We start from the raw sequence: 14,874 nt of genomic DNA on the forward strand, positions 1-14,874 counted from the left end.
TCACCCTCATTCTCTCCTTAACGGTGGCTCAAGTTTTTCTTTTGCCACCGTTCTCTCTTTTTTAGTCTAAACTCCAGTTAAAAAATTGGGAAAGCTAGCTGTTGCTATTGTACCTCATAACAAGGGAACCGCTGTATCTGCATGACACATTAGTGCGGTTTAGTCTAGTGTCCGGTGAGTAAAGAAAGCGATCGCCCAAACAAATCCTTTTTTAGGTAAAATGACAGCGATCGCCTATTTACTCCAAATAGTTTCTCCAAGTTAATTTAGGCAGACCAAGCTTCGCGAAAGTCACCATAGAGGGTCAATCCACCATCAATATAGAGCGTTTGTCCCGTAATGTAAGCCGCTTCATCTGATGCGAGAAAGGCAACAGATGCTGCCATTTCCTCCGATGTGCCGGCCCGTCCCATTGGGATATGGCTTTCCACTACTGCCTTTTGTTCTGGATTGTCAGTCCAGCTTTCATTAATCGGTGTAATTGTTGCACCGGGCGCGATAGCATTGACGCGGATGCCTCGGTTTGCGTATTCCAACGCTAGGGTTTTAGTCAGATTTCCCATGCCGCCTTTGCTGATGGAATAGCTGATATACATCGGGCGGGGGATGATTTCATGCACACTGGAAATATTGATAATCACGCCTGAGCGCTGCTGCTCTAACAGATGCTTAATGGTTTCCCGCGCACAGAGATATGCACCTCGCAAATTGACGGCAATTATGCGATCGAATTCATCGGTTGGCACTTCATGGGATGCGCTTTCTGTTTGAATCCCAGCATTATTAATCAGGATATCCAGACTACCAAATTTATCAATGACAGTATTCACCATACGAAGGATGTCGTCTTCTTTGGAGACATCTCCCTGAACTAATAGCGTTTCAACCCCGCATTCCGATGCTTGTCCACAGGCTTTTTGCAGAGCTATTTCTTCAGTATCTTCTGCCTCTTCTAAGCTTTTGCGATAGTTAACGGCAATGTTGCAACCTTCTTGAGCGAGACGAATGGCGATCGCCTGCCCAATGCCTGAACTCGCTCCAGTAATGAGTGCGTTTTTTCCCTTTAAACCTTTCATAATTTCTCTCCTAGAGATTCAACAAAAAATGTTGTAATCGAAACCTCACCACAACTAGCTTCAACATCAACCAGAAGGTTATTCTGTCTTTTCCACAGGTATTCCATCAATATCCAGGAGGCTGATTATTACGCCTGCGATCGGGAGCGACAGAAAAACTCTGACCAATCCAGCGACTCGCGCCCCCACTATAGCAATCCTAAATCATTTGTGAATTCTTACTCCCTCCCCTTGGTAAAGGGAGGGTTGGGGTGGGGTAAAAAATTTACGACTCCTGCAAGGATTGCTATAATAGCGCAAAGAACATAATGACTGGATTTATATTAATGGAGTCTTGCATAATACGGGGCCTGAGTAAGTTTTTTTCAACCTGCTGTAAGACAATGCAACCCACTCAAACTTTCAAGCTGAGCAGAATTCCTTGAGGCAGAATAATCAGACAGATGAGGCTAATCCCAATCGTTGCGCCAGCCAATACCGGGAATCAAATCAAAGGCGCCTGCGACTGCTGCCATGACCAGTGCATAGGGAATATTAGGCAAAATAAACACCACAAAGGTAGAGATGCCGACGAAGATTGATAACAGCAACCGACACCAAAGAAACCAAGAAAATTATTTTGAATTGCCCTGGTCAAATCATCGCGTAATCCGCATGGAAAGAGCCTCACGATCAGATTCCCTAGTCGTCTACCATCTAGCAGCATAAAGAAGCAAATCACCGCAATCACAATCACATCTAGCAAGTTGAATAACACATTTTGCTGTGTGGAAAAACCCATGCCCATGATGCCGAGGGGTTGTTCGCGCAGTTGTGTCTCAAAGGTGCTGAAATCGACCGTAATGCGCTTTTGCAGAAACGATTGGAGTGTTTCCAACAGTGCGATCGCCCACTCTAAAAATTGAGGAGCCTGTTCCAATAACTGCTGTGCTTGGGAAATGATAGCTAATCCTAACGTTGCCATTAACCCACCTAGAATCAACAAGGCAAGTAAAAACACCAGCACAACCGCTACCCAACGAGGGATGAAACGAGATACAAATTTGACTGGAGAGTTAAGCACAAAGGCGAGAATGGCTGCAAAAATAGAAACAATCAGAACCGTTTCAAAATATGCCAACACCTGCACGATCGCCCAGCCAAGCGTCCATAGTAGCAGGTAGCGAATGAGTGGAGGATTGTTCAGGTGTTCCCACATCCTATTGGTGTTAATTTTTGGATTGTCCATTACAGCCGGTCAACCTCTCCACCGTTCCTCATCCGCCTGATTCAAGGTTTTGCTATACCTTATTGATTTGATTTATGCTTACCTAATTATTGAAGTTTCCCTACAATCAGACCGACAAGCACAATCAAACCTAATGCTCTACGAAAGTAATTAACTCCTTGAAATAATTCTTCCCAAGCCCAAGTAAACAAAGAGCCAAAGGCTACTAGCTCCAACCCTAAATTAATTTTACCTGTTGTAACAATGAGCGTTAATAAACTAGCTACAATCCCGACACTCAGTGGTAGATTTGGCGTCTGAGCTATAACAATTTGGCCTTCGCTGTCGCGGAATGTGCGATCGAACAATGTGTTTTCCATGAGTTTCTCGTGTCAATGTAATAAATAGAACCAGGTTAACATTCAATACTGCGGGCATTTTTGGTAACGATACTACAAGCTTTAGAGGGCAAGGATCGTAAAAAAGTCAAATTAAATGCAAGTCAGGAGTGGAGATGACATTGATTTAATTATCTGCTGGGCTTCAAAGTATTTAGAAAATCCGCCATCCCGCCTAGAAAAACTGTCCGCACTATTGAACAGTTAAACATTTGACTTAGGCTTGATAAAGTGGGGATTTTTGATGTCCAATCATAAATTGATTCGGTTGATTTTTTCCAGCGTTCTAAATATTTTTGCGTTGAGTGGTTAGACGGTAATTTTATAGTAAAATTAAAGAATTTAAATATCCTCTGTCGCTTGGCAGAGTTGAGATTAGAATATTATCTATAATTGGACAGACATAATCGTTTGTCTACTATCGCATCGAGAACGATCGACCTCATGCTCAACTCTAAGGTTAGCAATTCACAGATCTAAACCTTTTCGTGAAGCAGGCTTGAACCTCTGTTGGCAGTGCAGTAATTTCTGTTTCCAAAGCTTGAATAGATTGTGTAGCCGCTATTTCTGCTCGATCGCTCTCGGCCTCCTGGCTCACAAAAAATGTAGCCAGGGTTGCTGTAAAATAACCGCCTAGCGCGATCGCACACAACGCCAGCAAAAAACAAAGCACCCGCCCTTGGGCTGTTTTCGGAAAGTAATCAGAGCCGATCGTGCTCATCAACATTCCCGTCAACCACAGCGCAGTGCCATAGTCATTAATGCCAGCACTACCATTAGGAAACTCGCACTCAAACGCATTAATGCTAGCCGCGCCAATTAGAGTGACGATCGCTATCACATTATGCAAGAGGAGCAAACCGCGCATAGTGTCAGCCGATAAGGGCTCAAAAGCTAGAGTGGCACTAAGGGCGACGGAACTCACCATATTAACCCAGAGAATCTGCACGGGCAAAATTGGCAAGGTGATACCAGCCAAGATTCCCACCACTATGGTCATCGCCTCTCCACCGTTGACGGGTAGGATAAACCCAATGGTTTTCAACAGGTTGCCATAAACGGTGCGTCCTTCTTCTACGGCGGCTTCAATGGAGGCAAAGTTATCATCTGAAGCACTCAATCGATCGATAAACTCCCAAAAGTCGAGACAATCGCACTACCACCGGGATGAATACGCTTAAAGGCGATCGCCTGCCAGGAATTTCCGTTGTGATCTCGCAGGTTTTGCCGGGATGGGTAGAGCATTTGCGCTGGATATTCTTCGATTTACGTCACAGTAGCAAACTCCGCGTCCTAAACCTACAAAAACCCGGTCTAAATCGCTCGCAGCCGCTCTGGTTGCCAGTAGTGTCAAGCTAAATCCAACTACGCCCATAAAGCCGTAATTCTTAATTGTACCTCATAGCATCGGAAAGTGCTGTAAATCGAGCGCATTGATACTGTTGCTTAATCAGTTCAAGAGTCTGATTATCTTGATTCTAATTTTTGCTGCAGTGCTATAGATTTTCCTTCAAGAGGCGCCAGATGCCATATTTTTGGACACTCAGCCGGATTTCTACAAAGCTTGTTTGTGCAACGCACAGTTGCGCTTTGCCAATGGCTTTGTCGCTGAAGCTGTTTATGGAAAAGGAGAGACTTATTGGCAGTATGAAAACATTTTTACCATCTATAAAACAGAAAAAAAGCTGTTTTTACTCCTGAATTTTATTGATTAATTTAGGAAAAAATAGGCGCTATATTCAAGTAGGAATACCGCGAACAGGCTTGTAAAAGATACCGACATGGTGGTGAAACATTTCTCAATCTCTACGCATCTCTACGTGAATCAAACCAGTAGTTTGTACAATTTGAAAGCTGCCAATGCTGCCCGCTCTCGATCGAAACTGGGAGAAAGGTAGCGATAACGAGTAAGCCCTAAAACTAACAGCTTAGTCTAGTATTTATTTTGGAAGTAGCTTGATTGTGTTTTTTAGTTTATCCTGGTTTAGGAACTATATATTATTAACTCGGGTTGAGGGATTGTTGTTTTGTGCTGGAGTTTTTTTTAGATGTCCGATCTATTTACCCACGGTTACGCGCTGTTGATTGGTGTTGGTAATACTGCCGATCGTCGCTATTGGCTTCCAGTAACAGTCAAGGATGCTCAAGCGCTCAAAGATGTGCTGACTGACGCAAATTTTTGTGCATATCCCAATAGTCCCGATCGTGTCCGGTTGTTACAGAACGAGGGTGCGAGTCACAGTGCCATTCTGGATGGTCTGGACTGGTTAAAAGGATGTGCAGAGGCAGACTCAAATGCCACGATCGTCATTTACTATTCTGGGCATGGTACGTTTGACCTCGCCAGTAATGCTTACTACTTACTCCAACATGATTTTAATCCGCAAGCCATTCCACAAACAGCCCTTTCAGCCGAAACCTTGACTGAAAAGTTACGCAAGATCGAGGCTAAACGTCTCTGGGTAATCATTGATAGTTGTCATGCGGAGGGGATGGCTACCGCTAAGAACGATCTGCCAGCAGACTTTTTGCCTACAGCGTTGCCGAAAGGGGTGATTGATGCCCTGAAGCAGGGGGAAGGCCGGGCGGTGTTCACCTCATCACGAGGAAATCAAAGTTCTTGGGTGCGTCCAGATGGCATCCTCAGTCTCTATACCTATCATCTGATTGAGGCGCTGAAGGGAATGGCAAATCAACCGGACGATCGCCTCGTCACAATTTTCAACGTCATGACTCACTTGGGAAAAACGGTTTCAGAGAGTGCCCGTAACCTCTGTCACGCAGAACAAACCCCGTTTTGTGATGCAGCGACGGAGGATTTCCCAGTGGCAATGTTGCGCGGTGGCAAGGGACTGCCCAGCCAAACCCAGAGTCCAGAGTTGCCTAGGGTGATGACACATCAAGAGGTGATGACCCCTGCCTTGGCGATGGCAAAGCGATCGCTGGCTATTCTAGAAGAACAGGCTGCTGGCTATGGGAAGCTGCAAATCCCTGGCCATCTGCAGATTGACCTAGAGGAAAAACGGCGAGAGGTGGCAGAATTGGAAGCAAGATTGAGAGATGGGAAACCAAATGGATGATTGCGCCGATCTGGAAAAAATACTACTTGCTCATCAAAAAGCGCTTACATTGATGGAAGTACAAGCGGCAAGCTACGCCACTTCGACGATTCCAGTACACCTGAAGATTCAACTGGACGAAAAGCGAGAAGAAGTTGCTGGAGCAAAGGCACGATTAGAAGCGGCACAATTAGCAAAGAAAGAGACTCAGCAGTCAGCTCAGTCCGAGATGAATCGTCAATCTCCGATGCGATCGCGAGTACCAGATAGACCTTACATAGAACGAGATGAGGCGAAAAGGCTGTTAGAACGCTTTGCCTTAGCACTCAACGAATATGATGGACAACCCTTGCTATTCAATATTTGCGGAACTGGCGGAGTTGGTAAAACAACGTTACTGGGGCGGTTAAAGGATGCCCATGCAGGCAAAGTTGATTTTCTGGAGATTTGTTTTACGAAAACGCCTGATATCGAAACTCCCCTAAAATTGATGCGAAAGGTACATGAGCAGGCTGTTGAGCGTTTTGGAGGTGAAACGACCGCTGATTCATTCAAACAAAAAGAGCAGCAGTTTGAGTCAACTCTATACAAGTTGAGTCATGAGTCAATTGATGGTAAAACAACTAGCAGCGAAGAAGCAAAGAAGATTACAAGCTGGTTTCAACGCTTCATATGGCTAAACCTAATAGGTTTGACCTCCACCTCAAGTAAGCCGACATCTTTTAATCTTTCAAAGGTAGGTTTTTCTGCATTAGCGGCGATTGGAGAGGATGCAGACAGCTTGCAAGAATCGATCGAGCAGCGAGTGCGGAATCACCCTGCGACCAAAGACCAGCCTGAGCTACAGGCTCTTATGTTACAGCCAGTTTCCAAACTGACGCAGGCATTTGCGGAAAGTCTGATGCAAATTGCCCAAAGCAGAGGACGATCGCTCGTGCTGATTTTGGATACCTATGAAAAAGCACAGTCTTACCTGAATCAATGGCTGTGGCAGTATTTGGTCGAAGATACTGCGTTGTCTTCTGCACGAGTAAGGCTTGTGGTTGTAGGGCGGCGATCGCTGCAAGCAGATGAGGGTTGGCGCAAGCTCAACCAGGATAGGAAGTTGCTTTTTGAGGTGCCACTTAAGAAGTTTAGCAGGAAGGATACAGAGGAATATCTCAAGCAAATTGGCATTGAAAATGGCGGTATACGCGCCAAAATCTACAAGGCAACACAGGGATTACCCTATTATCTAGATTGGGTACGGAAGCAACTAGAGCAAGGTGAAAAACCTGATTTTTCCCAAGGAAACCAAGCGATCGCTAAATTACTTTTGCAGGGGATAGATACCCGGCATGAGGAAGTTTTGTATGTGGTAGCTTGTTGTCGATGGTTCGATCGGGCGATGATTCAATATTTGCTTGGAAGCGTTGAATTAGGCTTACCACAAGATGCCGATAATGCAGAGGGTTACTTTGAATGGTTGAAAAACTTAGATTTTGTTGAGTTTACCAAAGGACACTACCGCTTAGATGATGTGGCGCGGGATGTCTTTCGGCAGTCCTATTTTCAGAAGGATCAAAATCAATTTCGCAAAACTCATGCTTTACTAGCCAATTACTTCCAGAAACAAGCGGATCAACTTGTTACTCCTGAAATGTTTTTACCCGAACAGTATGAGGATGAGGGGTGGCGAGAACTGATGGCCGAGTTTCTCTATTACAATCTTTTTGGCAAGGGAAAGGAAGGACTCCAAAAATATATTGAACAGGTCTTTACGGCAGTGTATCTGAAAGAACCAGATGTATTTATGGCTCCCTTTGCTTTCATTCGTGCAGAGATGAGTGAAGAGAACCTGAATCTGCTTCCCACAGCGACAGGCAAATTTTTTAAAGATTCGGGAAGAGTTCTCAGCTTTGGGTGGCCTTTTCTAAAAATACCACCAAGAATCTACGAGATTAAATTTGAAGGTGAGAATACTCCTCCGGACCCAGAAATGGAGGCCTTTTTAAAACAAATTGAGGTATCTATTCAATCCCTGTTGGGATCTGTTGACGATCTCAAGGATAGTCTAGGCAAGTGTGCAGGACTGATCTATAAATCTTTACGTTGCAATACATTGAGAGAAAGAACTGATTCACTGTTGCAAGCGAAAATCCAGTGTGAAAAATTAACTCACTGCCATCCGAAACTGATGTATACTCTTTTTTCAAGTCTCGGTGACTTACTCAGAACTGTAGAACTTTACAAGGATTCACTGGATTGCTATCAGAAAGCAGTCGAGTTAGACCAAGGTAATGCATCTACTTTTGTTGGGCAGGGTGTTGCTCTAGGCAAACTAGAGCGATATGAGGAAGCACTGGCTAGTTTTGAAAAAGCGCTTGACCTCGATCCTGAATCTGTTGATTCTTGGAAAAATCGAGGGGCTGTACTAGGCAGTCTAGAGAGATATGAGGAAGCGCTCGAAAGTGTGCAAAAAGCGCTAGGCCTCGATCCTGAATATGTTGATGCTTGGGTAATTCGAGGCTTTATTCTCACTAATCTATGGCGATATGAGGAAGCGCTGGCAAGTTACAAAAAAGCGCTAGACCTTGAACCTAAATCTGTTAATGCTTGGACAAATCAAGGGACGGCTCTCCTTCATCTAGAGCGATATGAGGAAGCCCTTACTGCTGGCGATCGAGCTTTTAAGATTGATTCTAAGAATCATAAAGCACTGAACACTCAAGCACTAGCATTAAGTCTTCTCAAGACTTTTGAGAAAGCTATTACAGCCATTGATGAAGCAATTAACTTAGATCCTAAAAAAGTATTATACAGGGCTAATCGTGGCATTATTTTGGCTAGGGCTGGTCGATACACCGAAGCCCTTACTGATTGTGAACAAGCGATTAAGCAAGATCCTAAGGATGAGAGTGGCTATTATGGTAAAGCCTGCTGCTACGCACTACAAGGTGAGATTGGACAGGCTATCGATAATCTACAGAAAGCGATTGATATTGCACCTCGTCGAAGCCGAAGCGAAGCAAAACACAACCCAGATTTTGACAGTATCCGAGATGATGAACGATTTCGAGCTTTGATGTAATTAGCCTCATTTTAATTTCATACTGTAATTTTTATATATCGAGGTTGACTTTTTACGCGATCGATCCAAGTTTGAATGGCCGGAAATCTGGTTAAATCAAATCCGCCCTCACCAGCAACGTGAGTGTAAGCAAATAAACCGATGTCAGCAATAGTATAGCGATTGCCTACAAAAAAAGCATGGTTTGCTAAATGCTGTTCCATCACCCCCAAAGCAGCATAACCCGGTGCTTGTTTTTGTTGAAGTGCTTCCTGATATTCTTCTGCTTTCCCTGTCATATACCAAAAACGAGAAGTAGCAATAAAAGGTTCGTGGCTGTACTGTTCAAAAAACAACCACTGCATGACTTCAGCGCGTTCAAATTTATCCGTGGGGAAAAACTCAGTTTCTTCGCTCAAGTAAAACATAATTGCGTTCGATTCAAACAGAAATTTACCCGGTGCGATTTCTAACACCGGAATGCGGCCATTGGGATTTTTGACCAAAAATTCAGGTGTGCGGCTTTTTCCTTCGAGAATATTAATTTCTGTGCGATCGAAGGGAATATTAAGTTGAGTTAAAAGCAAGCGAACTTTATAGCAATTGCCCGAGGGGGAATACTCGTAAAGTTTAAACATCAGTCTTGAGAAGATTTTACGATCTTAAATTATCTCATAAATTCGATAATTGAGGCACGATGAGTTAACAGTTGTTTGCTAAAATTATTTTGGCGATCGGTGTCGATCGCCAAAACCAGCTACTTCTGCCAAAGTATAAAGCGGCCGTCCCTTCACCTCCTCGTAAATACGCCCTATATACTGGCCCAAAATCCCAATACTAACCAACTGCACCGCACCCAAAAAGAAAACCGCCATCATCACAATTGTCAAACCCGTTAAGGCAGAACTTGGATAAAAAATCCGCCAATACAAAATCAAAAAAGCCATTAACACAGATACAAATGCCGCAAATAACCCCATATAAATCGAAAGTCGGAGGGGAACTTTTGAAAATGATACTAAACCATTCATCGCCAAACTCAAAGATTTTCTGAATGTATACTTGACCTCCCCAGCAAAACGCGGATCTCGTTCAAACTTAACCGCCGTTTGTTTAAAACCAATCCAAGCGCGCAGTCCCCGAATGTAGCGGTTGCGTTCAGGCATCGCATTTAGCACGTCCACCACGCACCTATCCATCAAACAAAAATCTCCGGTATCTATGGGAATATCAACATCCGCAAGATGCCGCAAAATGCGATAATACATATAAGCTGGCAACCGCTTAAACCAACCTTCTTGACGGCGTTGAGTGCGCTGAGCGTAAACAACTTGATAGCCCTGCCGCCACTGTTGTACCATATCTATAATTAGCTCTGGCGGGTCTTGCAAATCGCCGTCCATGATGACGACAACTTGACCTCTAGAAAAGTTTAAACCAGCAGTTACAGCTATTTGATGACCGAAATTGCGGGCAAAACTGAGGTAACAAATTCGCGAGTCTTTTTCGTGCAATTCTCGCAAAAGTTCGAGAGAGCGATCGCGACTGCCATCATTGATTAAAATTAATTCTACTGGGCCGTCCATGCGATCCATCACGGCACTAATTCGCCGATACAATTCAGCGAGATTTTCTTCTTCGTTATAGATAGGAATTACCAAGGAATACTTAGGTGTATCGTTCATTGCAGTTTCTGTTTAAAAATCGGCTTTTCAACCGTTCAATCAAAAGTTTCTTTTTCCCCAAACACCCTGGCTGCTTCACGAGAGAGGTTCGGCACGTAATTTCGCTCTTTTAGGCAGACAACAGCAGCCCACAACATAGCCGCATACCAAAACTTATCTATTTTCTTAAATACGAAAAATAAAAGATACCATAAGACTGACACACGCCAAGCAAAAACATCTGTTATTATAGATGTTTAGTCAGACTATAAAAATTACAATCATAACCCATCGATTCAAAATGGCATGACAAATTCCAATTATCTTTGGCAAGCAAATCAAGACTTAAGCGAAGCTTGTCTGCAACATCCCTTTGTCAGAGGCATTGCTGACGGCAGCCTGCCCCAAAATAGTTTTGCATATTACGTTGCACAAGACGCATTTTTTCTGGGAGCCTTCGCTCGCGCTTACAGTATCGCTGCGGCAAAAGCACCCGACTGGGAGGGGTTTGAAATCCTCCACAATCTCGGTAGCGGCGTTTTAGAAGAACTTCGTTTGCATCAAGGATATGCAGCCAAATGGGGGGTAAACTTGCAAGAGGCAAAACCGGGAATCGCTACCCGCCGCTACACAGATTTTTTATTAGCGACAGCCTGGGGGAGTAGTGTAGGTTTGACAGTAGCCGCCATGACTCCTTGCTTGCGGTTGTATGCTTTTTTGGGACAGCAGCTAGCTAAACCTAATATACCGGAACACGCCTTTAGCGACTGGATTTCCACCTATAGCAGCTCGGATTTTGAGATTTTAGCAAAACGGCTGGAAAGTTTGGTCGATCGCTACGCAGAGGCTGGGCCAGAGGTAGAAGCAACCTATCGCTACGCTATGCTATGCGAAAGAGACTTTTTTCAGGCGGCTTGGGAAATAGAGTAAATTAAGTTTGGGCAAAAGATATGGAAAACTATCTTAAGCTACCTACACCCAGTAAATTTAACAGCCATGTACAGCAGGAATGTAGCAAATAATGTCATAACAGCCTATTCCCAACGAGGCTGACTAATCAACACTAAACCGACTCCCACCGAGAGCAAAACAATGCCCTAAGCTTAGGGATGAACCGATTGCATAACACTGGAGTTGATCGGTAACGCTAAAGAGAAAAAGCCCAAATAGACGACTGTAATGCTCAGCCTTTTTATCCAATACCACAACAAATAGCCACCGCCCAAATCAGGGCAACTTTACTAACAGCTTGCAACCACCAACAATGCCCGCAAAGATTCCCAACTATTAATGAGTATCCCTGCTAATTCCACTTCCATTCCCAGAGTCGTGAAGTCGCTCATCAGGAGAGGAAATAGCGGATAAAAAGCTACAGAATGCTGCTGCTCGTCCTCTGCATAGCTGTAGCCTAAATTGGCGATTTCGACGTACCATTTACCGTCCCCTTGCGAAAACAGTTCCCAGCCACTTTTGGGAAGGAAAGCGCTTCCAAAACTCAGAGGCAGCCAATCCCATACACGGGGGGGTTTTTGCCGACTAAATGAGCAATTACCTGAATCCCGATCGCCATTATCGATCGGCTCAGAAACCACATAACAATTAGAAAAGTTCCCCCCTCCCGGCTTTGGGAGCGCTCCAGGCGCGGAATTACTTCTAGCCCTAAATCAGTATTTGTCATGGCTAAAACAGCCCAAGACTGTAGATTTAAAATTAAAGTATAGTCCGCTGCCGAGCGATCGCCAAATATATACCTAAGTACCGCCGTACTGCTAATTTTAACGTCCGAGTTTATTGGGAATCCCTTCGCAGCCGCCGGGAATAGTCTCTCTCGACTTCGAGCCGCACCAAGCGCAGCAGTAATAGCGCTGCTCCTCCGAGAGCCGCTTGACACCGGTGAAATCAACACGTTCCACCACAGCGCCGGTATGTTCACCCGTTTGATAGTTGGGAAATTCGGTACGGCTGCGGGGGGATGCAGTTTGTGCCGAGCCGTAGAATAATGCGGCCGCTCTCATGTCGGCGCGAGCGAGATTGGCGTCGTACAAGACAGCGCGCGAGAGGTTGGCTTTCACTAAATCGCACTTGCTGAGATTGGCGCGGACGAGGTTGGCTTCACTCAAATCCGTCCACCGCAAATCGGTGCCAGCCAGGTCAGCACCCGCTAACATGACATTGAGATCGATAACGCGGATACCGTGATCTCTGTCTTCAGCGTAGCCGCCGTCGCCGTCAAGGATGGGGCGGCCTAAAAGCCGATCGCGCTTCAGAGGAGTAACCAATCTAGACTGCGACAAAAACCGCAGAATTTTAGCTTTACCTTCAGCATCTACACTGCTCATAATCGCAGCGGTGCGGCCTTCTGCGATCGCCCTTTCCTGCGGCCAGTCTTCCAAAAACCCTTGTTCGTCAAGGGCTAAGTCGGAAACCCCTTGAAAATAAGCATCGATCGTTTGCTGCTGCGTAATTCGATTTTGCTGAATCGTCAAATCTTTCGAGATCACGTACTGCCGCCAAGCCACGTAAACGCCCAAAATAGCGATCAAAATTTGGCCCAAAGCGCCGATCAACTCGCCGAGAGCGCCGATGGCGTCCCAGTTGATTTGGATGTTGCGGCTTCCCGGTTCAGTATTACTACCGCTGAGCATCAGCAAGCCAACAATCCCAGCTAAAAGCCCGAAGCAGGCGACGATCAGAGTGCGCCAAGTCGGCGGAATTACCTGCGCCCAGATTTTGCCCCAACTCGGCCACATCAGCCGCAGCGATATGCTGATCGCACCCACGGCGCCAATTAAGCCCAGCCAAATGTTGTCATTGGCCAGCCCAAAAATCATCGCTGCGATCAACCCCAGCGTCAGCACGGACCCCGACTTCTCAGTAGTCGTTTGTTCCGGCTGCTGCGGCAAAAAAACCTTGCGAGTTGGAGGCGGTGGCACCGGTTTTTCGGGTTCAGCAGTAGCGACGATTATCCCTGATTCTGGTGGCACATTAGGGTTCCCACCGTTCAGACTTTCTACAGTCACGTTAGATTCAGGGCGATTGGGTTGAGAAGAGTTTGGTTCGGGTGTCATGCGTTGAGACAAATTCTAACTGTGGCTGGTCAATAAAACGATTTTAACTAACTAAGCAGGATTCTAGATAATATTACAATAGAAATCTCCACTAATTACACTCAAAAGAGGTAACGTACTATGACCCTGGTACTCCCCAATCTGCAAGAAAAACAAAGGGGTCAAGTTGTTACAACAATCGCCGTCACGAATCGCATCGATCTAGTTATGGCTGAACGGGGATTCATTGCTGCTCGGGAAGTTCGCTCTGTTACCCTCAATAACGTTGTTGTCGATACCGGAGCAACTCTGCTTTCCTTGCCAGCTCCCATTATTAGCCAACTTGGTTTAAAACAAGTAGGAGAAAGAGATGTAGAAACATCGGCTGGTATCAAAAAATGTCGGTTTTTTGCAGGCGCTCAAATTATTGTAGAGGGGAGAGAAGGCAGATTTGATTGTTTAGAATTGCCCGAAGGCGTTTCTGCTGTTTTGCTGGGGGTAATTCCCATGGAAGAACTAGGCTTAGAACCTGATTTGAAAAATCGACGGTTGCGAGTATTGCCGATGAACAATCAGTAAACATATCTGATGGGTTAGTCGATCGGCGTTTACCGTAGCACAAACCTCTGGCCTGTGATTCCTATTATGTCCAGTCAATTAGCCACCATCAAAAATGTTTGTAATGAGGACTGAACTCCTCAAAGTTATATGAGGATTTTAGTCCTCACTACCAACTAATTTACCAACTAATTTTATTTCATTGATAGTGAGAACATAATATCATGAGGGGTTAATTTTTATTAATATCAATAAACTTAGTCTTTGGGTAGATGTAAGTTTTTGGCGCTACATCTAGCGAGCAGAATAAGCCTTGAGCAAATACACGCCAACCGTCCCAAATATCAAAACAATTATCCCCAAAACTAACTCCACACTAAACCTTTGAGCATGGCCCAAAGCGACAAGAATTTGCTGCCGCACCACAAACGCCAACAGCCAGCAAATCTCCGCCTTCAGCCAACCCAAAAGGCCTCGCCCCAACAGATATTGCCGGCGAGCGTTCTCAGAAGTAATCCGTACCGGATAATTAAAAGTATGGGGATAGCGCGAAACCGCAGTTAAAACGGCAAAAATAATGGCCGCAACCGCCGGCATGATCCAAATTGTCACCTTGTCGCCCCAAGCATCAGCCAGCCCCCCCAAGCCGAAATGTATCGGAATTCGATCGGGCAAAACGGCCCAAAACTTGACGATGAGCAAAACAGCCAGCAAAATCGCGATCGCACCTAAAAGCTCTACCGCGACTAAAACAGGCGAAAGCCCCAGAGAAATAACCGGCCGTTGGTTTGGTGCGTTTCCAGTCATGGCTACGTG

Annotated in this window: 16 protein-coding genes and 1 pseudogene; 6 read left to right on the top strand and 11 right to left on the bottom strand. The window is 45.1% G+C overall.

Features of this window, described 5'->3' with window-relative positions; all coding sequences use genetic code 11:
* Nucleotides 1–266: 266 nt before the first annotated feature.
* The 6 genes and pseudogenes from QUA77_RS22395 to QUA77_RS22420 form a co-directional block, all read right to left on the bottom strand.
* Complete coding sequence (locus tag QUA77_RS22395; RefSeq protein ID WP_333139236.1) at nt 267–1,076, bottom strand: glucose 1-dehydrogenase; 810 nt, start codon at nt 1,074–1,076, stop codon at nt 267–269.
* Between the two features lie 484 nt (nt 1,077–1,560).
* Nucleotides 1,561–2,304 (bottom strand): AI-2E family transporter, encoded by a 744-nt coding sequence (locus QUA77_RS22400; protein WP_333452583.1) that lies wholly within the window; start codon nt 2,302–2,304, stop codon nt 1,561–1,563.
* Nucleotides 2,305–2,390: 86 nt separating this feature from the next.
* Nucleotides 2,391–2,663: a hypothetical protein gene (locus QUA77_RS22405; protein WP_333060069.1), complete on the bottom strand. Its 273-nt coding sequence runs from the start codon at nt 2,661–2,663 to the stop codon at nt 2,391–2,393.
* Between the two features lie 478 nt (nt 2,664–3,141).
* Nucleotides 3,142–3,549 (bottom strand): potassium channel family protein, encoded by a 408-nt coding sequence (locus QUA77_RS22410; protein ID WP_333452610.1) that lies wholly within the window; start codon nt 3,547–3,549, stop codon nt 3,142–3,144.
* Nucleotides 3,544–3,792 (bottom strand): annotated as a pseudogene (locus QUA77_RS22415) (cation transporting ATPase C-terminal domain-containing protein); the annotation flags it as partial. The pseudogene QUA77_RS22415 and the gene QUA77_RS22410, both read right to left, overlap by 6 nt.
* 5 nt (nt 3,793–3,797) lie before the next feature.
* Nucleotides 3,798–3,947, bottom strand: a complete 150-nt coding sequence (locus tag QUA77_RS22420) for a DUF3122 domain-containing protein (RefSeq protein WP_333452613.1) — start codon at nt 3,945–3,947, stop codon at nt 3,798–3,800.
* Nucleotides 3,948–4,114: 167 nt separating this feature from the next.
* Between QUA77_RS22420 and QUA77_RS29405 the strand changes: the two genes are divergently transcribed.
* The 4 genes from QUA77_RS29405 (at nt 4,115) to QUA77_RS22435 (ending at nt 8,810) form a co-directional block, all read left to right on the top strand.
* Nucleotides 4,115–4,183 carry a hypothetical protein gene (locus QUA77_RS29405; protein ID WP_445242254.1) on the top strand — a complete coding sequence of 23 codons (69 nt, stop codon included), beginning with the start codon at nt 4,115–4,117 and terminating at the stop codon, nt 4,181–4,183.
* A gap of 33 nt (nt 4,184–4,216) precedes the next feature.
* On the top strand, nt 4,217–4,396 hold the full coding sequence (locus QUA77_RS22425; protein WP_333452585.1) for a hypothetical protein: 180 nt from the start codon (nt 4,217–4,219) through the stop codon (nt 4,394–4,396).
* A 333-nt stretch (nt 4,397–4,729) separates the two neighbouring features.
* Complete coding sequence (locus QUA77_RS22430; protein ID WP_333452586.1) at nt 4,730–5,761, top strand: caspase family protein; 1,032 nt, start codon at nt 4,730–4,732, stop codon at nt 5,759–5,761.
* Between the two features lie 328 nt (nt 5,762–6,089).
* On the top strand, nt 6,090–8,810 hold the full coding sequence (locus QUA77_RS22435; RefSeq protein ID WP_333452588.1) for a tetratricopeptide repeat protein: 2,721 nt from the start codon (nt 6,090–6,092) through the stop codon (nt 8,808–8,810).
* Between the two features lie 17 nt (nt 8,811–8,827).
* Here the strand turns inward: QUA77_RS22435 and QUA77_RS22440 are convergent, their stop codons facing one another.
* Together QUA77_RS22440 and QUA77_RS22445 are read right to left on the bottom strand one after the other, a co-directional pair.
* Nucleotides 8,828–9,427, bottom strand: coding sequence for a glutathione S-transferase family protein (locus QUA77_RS22440; protein ID WP_333452590.1), 600 nt, complete (start codon nt 9,425–9,427; stop codon nt 8,828–8,830).
* Nucleotides 9,428–9,511: 84 nt separating this feature from the next.
* The gene (locus QUA77_RS22445; RefSeq protein WP_333452592.1) at nt 9,512–10,474 is read right to left on the bottom strand and encodes a glycosyltransferase family 2 protein; all 963 of its coding nucleotides are present in this window, start codon (nt 10,472–10,474) and stop codon (nt 9,512–9,514) included.
* Between the two features lie 285 nt (nt 10,475–10,759).
* Here QUA77_RS22445 and QUA77_RS22450 point away from each other — a divergent pair, with 285 nt between their 5' ends.
* Nucleotides 10,760–11,383, top strand: a complete 624-nt coding sequence (locus QUA77_RS22450; protein WP_333078223.1) for a TenA family protein — start codon at nt 10,760–10,762, stop codon at nt 11,381–11,383.
* Nucleotides 11,384–11,694: 311 nt separating this feature from the next.
* Here the strand turns inward: QUA77_RS22450 and QUA77_RS22455 are convergent, their stop codons facing one another.
* Nucleotides 11,695–12,045, bottom strand: a complete 351-nt coding sequence (locus QUA77_RS22455) for a hypothetical protein (protein ID WP_333043101.1) — start codon at nt 12,043–12,045, stop codon at nt 11,695–11,697.
* A gap of 183 nt (nt 12,046–12,228) precedes the next feature.
* Complete coding sequence (locus tag QUA77_RS22460) at nt 12,229–13,521, bottom strand: pentapeptide repeat-containing protein (protein WP_333043103.1); 1,293 nt, start codon at nt 13,519–13,521, stop codon at nt 12,229–12,231.
* Nucleotides 13,522–13,641: 120 nt separating this feature from the next.
* On the opposite strand from QUA77_RS22460, the gene QUA77_RS22465 reads away from it, so the two are divergent.
* Nucleotides 13,642–14,079 carry an aspartyl protease gene (locus tag QUA77_RS22465; RefSeq protein ID WP_333452595.1) on the top strand — a complete coding sequence of 146 codons (438 nt, stop codon included), beginning with the start codon at nt 13,642–13,644 and terminating at the stop codon, nt 14,077–14,079.
* A 273-nt stretch (nt 14,080–14,352) separates the two neighbouring features.
* On the opposite strand, the gene QUA77_RS22470 is transcribed toward QUA77_RS22465, so the two are convergent.
* Entirely contained in the window at nt 14,353–14,865 is a 513-nt protein-coding gene (locus QUA77_RS22470) for a DUF1648 domain-containing protein (RefSeq protein WP_333452596.1), read from the bottom strand.
* Between the last annotated feature and the right edge of the window lie 9 nt (nt 14,866–14,874).

Origin of the sequence: Microcoleus sp. K5-D4 (assembly GCF_036704575.1) — a bacterium.
Lineage (GTDB): Bacteria > Cyanobacteriota > Cyanobacteriia > Cyanobacteriales > Microcoleaceae > Microcoleus.

Excerpts from the sequence above, each read along its gene's own strand:
- QUA77_RS22400 (WP_333452583.1), bottom strand. The coding sequence starts at position 2,304 with ATGGACAATCCAAAAATTAACACCAATAGGATGTGGGAACACCTGAAC.
- QUA77_RS22405 (WP_333060069.1), bottom strand. The coding sequence starts at position 2,663 with ATGGAAAACACATTGTTCGATCGCACATTCCGCGACAGCGAAGGCCAA.
- QUA77_RS22460 (WP_333043103.1), bottom strand. The coding sequence starts at position 13,521 with ATGACACCCGAACCAAACTCTTCTCAACCCAATCGCCCTGAATCTAAC.
- QUA77_RS22395 (WP_333139236.1), bottom strand. The coding sequence starts at position 1,076 with ATGAAAGGTTTAAAGGGAAAAAACGCACTCATTACTGGAGCGAGTTCA.
- QUA77_RS22440 (WP_333452590.1), bottom strand. The coding sequence starts at position 9,427 with ATGTTTAAACTTTACGAGTATTCCCCCTCGGGCAATTGCTATAAAGTT.
- QUA77_RS22430 (WP_333452586.1), top strand. The coding sequence starts at position 4,730 with ATGTCCGATCTATTTACCCACGGTTACGCGCTGTTGATTGGTGTTGGT.
- QUA77_RS22465 (WP_333452595.1), top strand. The coding sequence starts at position 13,642 with ATGACCCTGGTACTCCCCAATCTGCAAGAAAAACAAAGGGGTCAAGTT.
- QUA77_RS22450 (WP_333078223.1), top strand. The coding sequence starts at position 10,760 with ATGACAAATTCCAATTATCTTTGGCAAGCAAATCAAGACTTAAGCGAA.
- QUA77_RS22470 (WP_333452596.1), bottom strand. The coding sequence starts at position 14,865 with ATGACTGGAAACGCACCAAACCAACGGCCGGTTATTTCTCTGGGGCTT.
- QUA77_RS22410 (WP_333452610.1), bottom strand. The coding sequence starts at position 3,549 with ATGCGCGGTTTGCTCCTCTTGCATAATGTGATAGCGATCGTCACTCTA.
- QUA77_RS22445 (WP_333452592.1), bottom strand. The coding sequence starts at position 10,474 with ATGAACGATACACCTAAGTATTCCTTGGTAATTCCTATCTATAACGAA.